The organism is Nitrospirota bacterium, from assembly GCA_016207905.1.
Lineage (GTDB): Bacteria > Nitrospirota > Thermodesulfovibrionia > Thermodesulfovibrionales > JdFR-86 > JACQZC01.
In genome coordinates, this window is sequence record JACQZC010000015.1 from 1 (window position 1) to 2,628 (window position 2,628).

Annotated in this window: 2 protein-coding genes; both read right to left on the reverse strand. The window is 40.4% G+C overall.

Annotation, left to right across the window (positions count from 1 at the left end; all coding sequences use genetic code 11):
* Window positions 1–53: 53 nt before the first annotated feature.
* Window positions 54–248, reverse strand: coding sequence for a hypothetical protein (locus HY805_01985; protein ID MBI4822985.1), 195 nt, complete (start codon window positions 246–248; stop codon window positions 54–56).
* 105 nt (window positions 249–353) lie between these two features.
* The gene (locus HY805_01990; GenBank protein MBI4822986.1) at window positions 354–2,279 is read right to left on the reverse strand and encodes a TIGR04442 family protein; all 1,926 of its coding nucleotides are present in this window, start codon (window positions 2,277–2,279) and stop codon (window positions 354–356) included.
* Window positions 2,280–2,628 lie beyond the last annotated feature (349 nt).

Sequence of the window (2,628 nt, forward strand, 5' to 3'; positions counted from 1 at the left end):
AAGGCACGGACTTCGGTAAAATAACCAATGAGCAGGTGGCAATGGTAGCATCATTAATTAACACAAGGCCCAGAAAATGTCTGGGCTACAAGACGCCCCTTGAAGTCGCATCTGTTGCACTTCGAGATTGAATGTAGGATGTCCGTTTTTAACAAACGCACTATTTCCAGAACTTTTTTCTGATGCTCGATTGGAAGCCCTCTCATTTCCTCAACTATTTTTTCTTCAATAACTAAAGACCTTCTCACCTTACCTCCTATTTTTATTAAAGTCTATACACTCTGCGAGATATTGTCAAATCTTTTCTGCAAATTCTTTTAGTGCCTTTATTCTCAAAAACTAAAGAAGCCAGCTTAACTTTTTGCCAAGGTTTTCACATAACTTCCTTGCTTCAAGTGCTCATCATATCGGGCTTTATCCTCCCTTATAAGGTTAAGGAGGAACATGTCAAGCCCATTTTCCTCAAAATAGTCTTTTTCGATAGATTCGATGTAAAACCTGTCAAGACCGCTGTTTTTGAAGAAATCCTCTCTGAGTTCGGTATCTACATTCTTTATGATTATAGGCAGGAGATGGTTTAGATAGAAAGATTCCTTTTTGAGGTCTAAAAATACCCTATCTAAAATTGCCTCTGTCACCTTCCATGTAATGCCTTTTGCTTTAAGCTCATTTTCAATATCAGCCCTTAGCTCCTCTTTCCCCTCCTTCAGGTCAAAACGGGGATAGAAGCTTCTCAGTTTTTCCTTTAATGCAGTATGGACATGCCTATAAAGCCTCTCCTCAATCACAATCTTTTTAAGCTCCGATGCAACATCTCTTAGTGAGGCATCTCCCACTGAGATTCTTTTGATTCCCTCATATATTGTCTTTATCTTTTTCTTTCCGTATTTCGTTATATACTTGTTGTTCAAAAGGCTTTTTACAAAAAGCTCATCAAAAAGTCCTTTTCCGAGACTATCGAATTCCTTTTTATTTCCAAGGAGGCTTCTCAGGAAGTCTTCGGTGAACTCAATATTTTCCGTAAATGCGGCTTGGCTCATAGATGCCTGAACATGGTCGTATCTGTCAAAGTAAGTGACTATTGCGCTGAACTCTTCAAAAAGGCTGTAGTCATTGCTCTCCTTTGCAGTCTCATCGCATGTCCTTCCAACATCGAGAAGAATCTTTTCAAACCCCATGTTGCCATTGGAGTATGCATTATGCTTGGACTTTATAAGCCTCGTTATGTCTTCTTTAATAATGTGTCTTTTAAGGGATGGGTCGCTGAAAAAGAGGTTCTCTAAGATAGAGCGTGCCTCCTTGAGGTATTCGGGCTCCTCGATGTCCTGAAGCTTTTTCCCTTTAAGGAGAACCTCATCCAGTGCCTCAAAAAGCACACTCGGGATATTATTCCTGATTCTTAGGGTCTTGAGCCGTCTTAATCTTGCAAGCTCCGAGTACTGAATTGTATCCTTGTGGATGCTCGAAAGCAGTATATCCCTGTATTCGTCCACTATGAATTTGTTCTCAGGGTGCCTGTACATTATGTCAATCTTCATTCTTTCCTGCTGGTAGTAGTCAATGTTGTTTCTTACTGCAATATCCGCAAGATTCTGCTCGTCTTCGTTGGAAAGTGTCCTGTCTTTAAAATATAGCTCGTTAAATTTCCTATAAAACTCTTCATTTCCCTTATGCGTGAGCTTGAATATAAATACAGTGGAGTCCTGCTCAGCGAGCTTTCTACAGAAGGCATTCAGAAGCTCTATGTCCCTGTCAGCGCCTATAAGGTCTGTTCTTTTAAGCATTTTGCCTACTCTGCTTAAAATATGTCTTTGTTTTTTCTTTATATCTTCTATGTGGCTACCTGCCACAAAGAAGTAGTAGTTCTTTACTGCATGTCCCTGAAGGAAAAGCCTGTCGAATGTCTCCTCACCATCAGTGTTGTTTGTAAACAATAACTTTCCACCTTTGTCTGTGAATGCACCAAACATAATCAAGCGGTTTAGGATTTCTTTGTTGGCAAAGTCCTCGAGGGGCTTTTCTACGCCAAACATATATTCGCAGAAACTTCCTCCTGCGCCCCTGTAGCGAGCGCCTTCAGGTGTGATTGAGAATTCGTTGCCTCGTGAAAAAAACCTTATATTCGTGGGGGTTTCATCATAAAAATGCATGTTCTTTGTATCCTCGCCCCAGACAAGCGAAGAGAACTCCACATGCCCGATTCTTCCATGGAGGCTTACATCCCGAATCATATTAAAATATAACATAGGAAATGGGAAAAATTCCAAAATGATTGCCATAGGCAGTGTAAAATCTTCTGTGTAAATTCTTGAAATGAAAAAAGACAGGGAGATAGAAATAGAGATGGAAAGGCAGAATGAGATTCTGAAATAAATTCAGAATGATACCATGAAAAAGAAAATGCACCTCCCATATTACAGAGCGATAGCTTAAGCTATCCTTCTACGGGTTTTAAACCCAGAGCCTTTTAAGGCTAAAGGAGGTGCATATATGAAGTATATGGGAATTGACTATCATAAGCAATACTTCGTAACCACGACAGTGGACGAAAGGGGAAGGATACTCTCTAAAGAGAAAGTCTCCACAGACTAAAACGAGGCTCATCGCCGAGGCGCGCATCAAGACCGA